This window comes from Loktanella sp. DJP18 (genome assembly GCF_049310965.1).
Taxonomy (GTDB): domain Bacteria; phylum Pseudomonadota; class Alphaproteobacteria; order Rhodobacterales; family Rhodobacteraceae; genus Loktanella.
On record NZ_JBMERN010000157.1, the window covers coordinates 1 to 6,959 of the forward strand.

The window sequence follows — 6,959 nt, forward strand, 5'->3', positions numbered from 1 at the left end:
CGCGTCACCCGCATGCTCGCAAACTCATGACTTCTCTCACATAGTTCCGAATCGGACTCTTAGGTATTTGAATTATGGAATACAGACAGCTTGGCCGCACCGGACTGCGGGTGTCGGTGCTGACGATGGGAACCTTTACCTTTGGCGGCAGCGGGCCGTTCGCGATGGTCGGGCAGCAGGGCGTTTCCGACGCACGGCGGCTGGTCGATCTGTGCATCGACAACGGGGTAAACCTGTTCGACACGGCGAACATGTATTCCAACGGCCAGTCCGAGGAGATCCTGGGCGAGGTGCTGGAGGGGCGTCGCGACAAGGTGCTGATCAACTCCAAGGCGCGGATGCGGATCGGCGACGGCCCGAATGACGAAGGCGTGTCGCGCCACCACCTGATCCGGGAATGCGAACGCAGCCTGAAACGGCTGCGCACCGACCATATCGACATCTACTACATGCACGAATGGGATGGCCAGACCCCGGTCGAGGAGAAGCTGGCAGCCCTTGATACATTGATGCAGCAGGGCAAGATCCGCTATATCGGCTGCTCCAACTATTCGGGCTGGCAGGTAATGAAAAGCCTTGCCGTCAGCGACCGCGACCGACGGCCCCGCTTTGTCACGCAACAGATCCACTACACGCTGGAGGCGCGCGAGGCCGAATACGAGCTATTGCCGATTTCTGTCGATCAGGGCCTGGGCGTTCTGGTCTGGAGTCCGCTTGCCGCAGGTCTGCTGACCGGCAAACACCGTCGCGGACAGCCAACCCCGGAGGGGTCGCGCCAGTTCGCCGGCTGGACCGAACCGCCGATCCGGGACGCAGAAAAGCTGTGGGACATCGTCGAGGTGCTGATTCAGATCGGCGCGGAACACAACGTTTCGGCGGCGCAGGTGGCACTTGCATGGCTGCTGGGGCGTCCGGCAGTTACGTCACTGGTAATCGGGGGCCGCAATGAGACGCAGTTTCGCGATAATTTCAAAGCGATCGATCTGCGCCTGACCGATGACGACAGGGCCAGACTGAACGCGGTCAGCCGCGTGCCGCTGATCTATCCCTACTGGCATCAGCGCAATTTCGCGACAGACCGGTTTTCGGACGCCGATTGGGCCCTGCACCGCGATTACATCGCCGACTAGCGAAGGACCTGGCCCCGTGCTACAGCGCATCGGGCCAGCGCGGTCATGCGAATGCTTTCATCCAGCCCAGCCCGGCGCGCGTGTCGCCTGCGGGTCGATATTCGCAGCCCACAAAACCATCGTATCCCATGTCATCCAGCGCTTTTAGGATGCGCAGATCGTCAAGCTCTCCGCTTTGCGGTTCGTGGCGCAGCGGCACGGCGGCGATTTGCACATGGCCGGTCACGGGGAGCAGCGCCTGCAACCCGGTCAGCACGTCGCCGTGTATGATCTGGCGGTGATAGATGTCGAACTGAAGTTTCAGGTTCGGCAAGGCGAGATCCGCGATAATATCCACTGCCTGATTAAAATTGTTTAGGAAATATCCGGGCATGTCGCGCGGATTGATCGGCTCGATCAACACATTCAATCCCGCCGGACCCGCCGCATCGCACAGATAGCGCAGCGAGTCGCGATAGGTCTGTACCGCTGTGGCATCGTAGCGGTCGGCAATGCCGCTCATGACGTGGATCCGGCCGACACCTGTGGCGCGGGCATAGGTCAGCGCGGAGATGACCGACGCGCGAAAGTCAGCCTTGCGATCCGCCAGCGCCGCAAGGCCGCGATCGCCCGCTAGCCAGTCGCCGGGCGGCAGGTTGAACAACGCCTGTTGCAGGCCGTTCGCCGCCAGCGCCTGTGCGATCAGGTCAGGATCGTGGTCGTAGGGAAACAGGTATTCCACCGCCGCGAAACCTGCCTCCGCCGCAGCGGCAAACCGGTCCATGAACGCGCTTTCATTAAACATCATCGTAAGGTTGGCGGCAAAACGCGGCATGGCTAGGCTCCCGCCTTTGGCAGGTCCAGCCCGGCCAGACCGGCCAGCATCCGTGCCACCGATGCATCGTCATCGCGCCCCATCCCGGCGGCAGCGGTCATGACAAACAGTTGCAGCGCCATCGCGGTAATCGGTGTCGGGAATTTCAGGCTGCGGCCGATGTCGGAAACGATTCCCAAATCCTTGGTGAAAATATCCACCGCGCTGTGCGGGGTATAATCGCCTTCCAGAATATGGGGCACCCGGTTTTCAAACATCCACGAATTGCCCGCCGACGCGGTGATCACCTCGTAAACCTTTGCAATATCAAGGTCCATCGCCTTGGCAAAGGTGATCGCCTCGCAGGCGGCGGCGATGTGGACACCGGCCAGCAACTGATTCACGATTTTGAACGACGCGCCGATCCCCGGCTTTTCGTCCAGCTCGTAGACCTTGGCGGCGATGCAATCCAGCACGGGTCTGGCCTGAGCAAAGGCCGCCGGACGCCCCGACGCCATGATCGTCAGGTCACCGGACGCGGCGCGAGCCGACCCGCCGCTGACCGGCGCATCGATATAGTGCAATCCCAGCTGTGCGGCCCGCGCCGCGAAATCGCGCGCCGCATCAGGCGACATGGTGGCACACGACAGGATCGTGCCGCCGGGGGCCATCGCCTTCGCGGCCCCTGCGGCCCCGAACAGCACCGTGTCCGTCTGCTGCGCGTTGACGACCACGCAGATCACAACGCCCGCGCCCTGTGCGGCAGATGCGGGGTCGGTCCCGGCCAGCCCGCCTAGGGCTGCAAATCGTTCTACAGAACGGGCGTTCACGTCGCAGCCTGCGGTCGCAAACCCGTCGCGCAGCAACGACGCGGCGACCCCGAACCCCATTGAACCCAGACCGATCACGCAGACCTTCGGGCTAGTCGTCTTTTCCATAGCAGAGTCCCTGAACTGGATTTTCTGGAATGCCCGGTCCTGCGTGACATTCTCTTGCGTTGACGCGATCGCGATGATAGCGCTGTCACAACTAAGTAGCCGAGCTTCTTGTTGAAAGGCAAGTTAAAGCTTTGCATCGGGGGATGCGGCGCGCCGTTCGGCCGCACCGCACGGACAAGGAACAGACCATGCTGATCGGTGCAGTCGCCGACGACATCACCGGGGCTAGCGATCTGTGCCTGATGCTGTCCAGAGAGGGGCTGCGCACGGTGCAGATCATCGGCGTGCCACCGGTCGGTGTGGCCCTGCCGGATGCGGATGCGGTCGTGATCGCCCTGAAATCACGATCGGCTCCAGCCGCCGACGCGGTGGCGATGTCGCTGGCAGCGCTGCGCGCGCTGACCGACGCCGGGGCACCGCAGATCATGTTAAAGTATTGCTCGACCTTTGATTCCACAGATGCGGGCAATATCGGCCCGGTAACCGATGCGATGATGACGGCCCTTGGCACCGATCTGACCATCGCCTGCCCGTCGTTTCCTGCGGCAGGGCGCACCACCTACAAGGGGCACCTGTTTGTCGGCGACCAGTTGCTGTCGGACAGCCCGCTGCGGGATCATCCGCTGAACCCGATGCGGGACGCCAATCTGATGCGGGTGCTGGGACGCCAGACCCGCCAGCCGATCGGCCTGGTCGATATCGACACGGTCCGGCTGGGTGCCGACGCGCTGAAGGCGGCATTCGACGACCGGCGCGCACAGGGCCAGCGTATCTTGATCGTCGATACCCTGTCGGACACCGACCTGCGCACCATCGGTGCGGCCTGCGCCGATATGCGGTTTATCACCGGCGGGTCCGGCATCGGACTGGGGCTGGCGGGCAATGCCGTGGTCTCTGGCCTGATCGCGCCGCGCACCGCCAGCCGCCATATGCCCGCGCCGACTGGGCGCGCCGTCGTGCTGGCCGGATCCTGTTCTCTGGCGACCCGGCAACAGATCGCGACGGCACAGGCGGCGGGCCTGCCCACTCTAGCGATTGACGCCACAGCACTGGCGACAGGCACGCAAAGCGTGGCGCAACTTGCCGGCTGGGCCATATCACAGCCCTATGACGCCGTCCCGGTGATCTATTCCAGCGTGGCACCCGACTTGATTGAGCGACTCCAGACACAGGGTGCGTCGCATGACATCGGGGCGCTGATCGAACAGACGCTGGCCGATCTCGCTGTCATCCTACGCGATGCGGGCTTTTGCCGGTTTGTGATCGCCGGCGGCGAAACCTCCGGCGCGGTCGTGGCGGAGCTGGGTGTCACGACGCTGGAAATCGGTCCCGAAATCGACCCCGGCGTGCCGTGGACCCGCAGCGTCGGCAGCCACGATCTGGCGCTTGCGCTGAAATCCGGTAACTTTGGCAGCGCCGACATCTTTTCGCGAGCGTTCACTTTGCTGCAACCGGACAGCCCACATGACTGACATCAACCGCGCCCGCGACCAGATCTGCCGCGTCGGCGCGTCCCTGTTCGACCGCGGGCTGACCAGCGGCACTAGCGGCAATATCTCGGTCCGCCTCGATGATGGCGGCTGGCTGATGACGCCGACCAACATCGCGCTTGGCACGCTGGATCCGGCCCGGCTGTCACGGTTCGATGGGGATTTCCAGCTGCTGGACGGCGACCCCCCGACCAAGGAGGCGTTCCTACATTTTTCGATGTATGCCGAACGCAGCGACGCGGCGGCGGTCGTGCATCTGCATTCCAGCCATTCCACCGCCGTCAGCATTCTGCGAGACGTGGACCCGGATGACGTGCTGCCCGCGCTGACCGCCTATTACATCATGAGAATCGGGCGGTTGCCGATGGTGCCCTATTTCGCCCCCGGCGACCCGGATCTTGCCCATGCAGTTCGCGCGCTGGCGGGGCGGCACCACGCGGTCCTGTTGGCGAACCACGGCCCTATCGTCGCGGGCACATCGCTGCTGAACGCGCAATCCGCGATCGAGGAGCTGGAGGAGACGGCAAAGCTGTTTCTGATGCTTCAATCCCACGCCCTGCGCACCCTGACCGACCCGCAGGTGGCCGATCTGCGAGCGCGGTTCAATCTTTCCTGATCACATCACGAATGGACAACTCATGACACAGACAACCGAAACGATTGGTTTCATTGGCGTTGGGCTGATGGGGCACGGCATGGCCAAGAATATCGTCGAAAAGGGCTACCCCCTTACAGTGATGGCACACCGAAATCGGGTACCTGTCGACGACTTGGTGGCACGCGGCGCGGTCGAGGTGTCGTCGCTGTCCGACATGGCCAGCAACTGTAGCATCATTTTCCTTTGCCTCACCGGATCACCACAGGTCGCGGCAACGGTTGCCGCACTCAAATGCGATTTGGCAAAAGGGACTGTGATAGTTGATTGCTCGACTAGCGACCCGACAGTGACGGGCCAATTGATGGATGAACTGGCCGAGATCGGCGTAGCATTGGCCGATGCCCCTCTTAGCCGGACGCCCAAGGAGGCTTGGGATGGCACGCTCGACTGTATGGTCGGCGCCGATACTGACGTGTTCGAGCGGATCCAGCCAATCATCGCGACTTGGGCCGCCAAGATCGTCCACATCGGCGGCGTCGGTGATGGTCACCGCATGAAACTGCTGAATAACTTCATTTCACTGGGCTACGCCGCGCTGTACTCCGAGGCTTTGGCTCTGTCGCGCAAGGTGGGCATCCCGGTGCAGGAATTCGATAAGGTCATCCGCGGGGGACGCATGGATTGTGGGTTCTATCAGACCTTCATGGGCTATGCGCTGGAGGGCAACCGTGACGCGCATAAATTTAGCCTCAGCAACGCATACAAGGATATGAGGTATGTGGAATCAATGGCAAATAACGCGACGGTGACAACCACGATGTCCAGCGCGGTCAAAAATGCCTTCGCGCTGGCGATGGCGACCGGCGGCAACGGACCCGACGACTACGTGCCGCATCTTTCTGATTTCATATCAAAGGCAAATGGTATCGCATGACTGCACTGCGCAGCAGGAACAATACGAAGATCCATTAAATCCAGCGTCTCGCTTATGGAGCGGTCATAGTTAAGTTGAGGCCACCCTCATTGCTGCTGGCTAAAAGGTCATACTGGTTCATCCCTCAGACGCTGTGGCTGCTGTCTTACGAACGGGTCGCGGCGTTTGTGCGGGCATGGAAAGTAGACCGACAACTCGCAAAACAAGCGACCGGGCGAGTAACATTTCAAATGGTGACGATCCAAGTTTCGCCTCAACAACGAGATCAATGAAATTATTCATACAAATCTGGATCGCTTGAGAAGCATCAATCTTTGAGCCTAACGTCTCAGCAAATCTACAGATAATCTTGTAAAGGTTTCTGTCCTTGCTGCAATTTTTTTCAAATGAAACTTTAGAAACGGTAGTAACTTTCTATGAAAACCTACAGAATTGCAGCAATTCCCGCCGATGGGATCGGCCTCGAAGTCATCAGAGCTGGGCTTCAGGTCTTGCACGTTTTGGCCAAAAGGGATGGAGGTTTTAATGTCGATGTGACCGATTTCGACTGGGGATCGGACCGCTACAAGCGCACTGGGTCATTCATGCCTGACGATGGGCCAGCGCAACTTCGGAGCTTTGACGCAATTTTTTTTGGCGCGGTCGGTGCGCCGGATGTCCCCGACCACCTGTCGCTCTGGGGGTTGCGCCTGCCCATATGCCAAGGATTTGACCAGTATGCCAATGTGCGGCCGACTAGGATTTTGCCAGGTATCACATCACCTCTTGCGGGCGTAGGGCCCGGCGATCTTGACTGGGTGATCGTGCGCGAGAACTCTGAGGGCGAATATTCCGGTATCGGCGGCCGGGCTCACAAAGGGATGCCAGAAGAAGTTGGAACCGAGGTCGCGATTTTTACGCGTGTCGGCGTGACGCGGATCATGCGGTATGCGTTCAAGTTGGCACAATCTCGGTCGCGCAAATTTCTGACCGTTGTTACCAAGTCAAATGCGCAACGCCATGGCATGGTGATGTGGGACGAAATTGCTGCCGAAGTGTCGCAGGAATTTCCTGATGTGACGTGGGACAAGATGCTA

At 60.7% G+C, this 6,959-nt stretch carries 7 protein-coding genes; 5 read left to right on the forward strand and 2 right to left on the reverse strand.

The features are described from left to right. Positions 1-74 precede the first annotated feature (74 nt). The gene (locus ACOI1H_RS22395) at positions 75-1,130 is read left to right on the forward strand and encodes an aldo/keto reductase (RefSeq protein ID WP_422440311.1); all 1,056 of its coding nucleotides are present in this window, start codon (positions 75-77) and stop codon (positions 1,128-1,130) included. 43 nt (positions 1,131-1,173) lie between these two features. On the opposite strand, the gene otnI is transcribed toward ACOI1H_RS22395, so the two are convergent. Together otnI and ltnD are read right to left on the reverse strand one after the other, a co-directional pair. Continuing rightward, on the reverse strand, positions 1,174-1,944 hold the full coding sequence (gene otnI / locus ACOI1H_RS22400) for a 2-oxo-tetronate isomerase (protein ID WP_422440312.1): 771 nt from the start codon (positions 1,942-1,944) through the stop codon (positions 1,174-1,176). A 2-nt stretch (positions 1,945-1,946) separates the two neighbouring features. Then, positions 1,947-2,861 (reverse strand): L-threonate dehydrogenase, encoded by a 915-nt coding sequence (gene ltnD, locus ACOI1H_RS22405; RefSeq protein WP_422440314.1) that lies wholly within the window; start codon positions 2,859-2,861, stop codon positions 1,947-1,949. A 188-nt stretch (positions 2,862-3,049) separates the two neighbouring features. Here ltnD and otnK point away from each other — a divergent pair, with 188 nt between their 5' ends. The 4 genes from otnK to ACOI1H_RS22425 form a co-directional block, all read left to right on the forward strand. Beyond that, positions 3,050-4,333: a 3-oxo-tetronate kinase gene (gene otnK, locus ACOI1H_RS22410; protein WP_422440316.1), complete on the forward strand. Its 1,284-nt coding sequence runs from the start codon at positions 3,050-3,052 to the stop codon at positions 4,331-4,333. Beyond that, on the forward strand, positions 4,326-4,967 hold the full coding sequence (gene otnC, locus ACOI1H_RS22415) for a 3-oxo-tetronate 4-phosphate decarboxylase (protein WP_422440317.1): 642 nt from the start codon (positions 4,326-4,328) through the stop codon (positions 4,965-4,967). The genes otnK and otnC overlap by 8 nt, the downstream gene beginning before the upstream one ends. 22 nt (positions 4,968-4,989) lie before the next feature. After that, positions 4,990-5,883 (forward strand): NAD(P)-dependent oxidoreductase, encoded by an 894-nt coding sequence (locus ACOI1H_RS22420; protein ID WP_422440318.1) that lies wholly within the window; start codon positions 4,990-4,992, stop codon positions 5,881-5,883. A 416-nt stretch (positions 5,884-6,299) separates the two neighbouring features. Further along, positions 6,300-6,959 (forward strand): isocitrate/isopropylmalate family dehydrogenase (locus tag ACOI1H_RS22425; protein ID WP_422440319.1); only part of this gene is annotated, 660 nt, incomplete at its 3' end.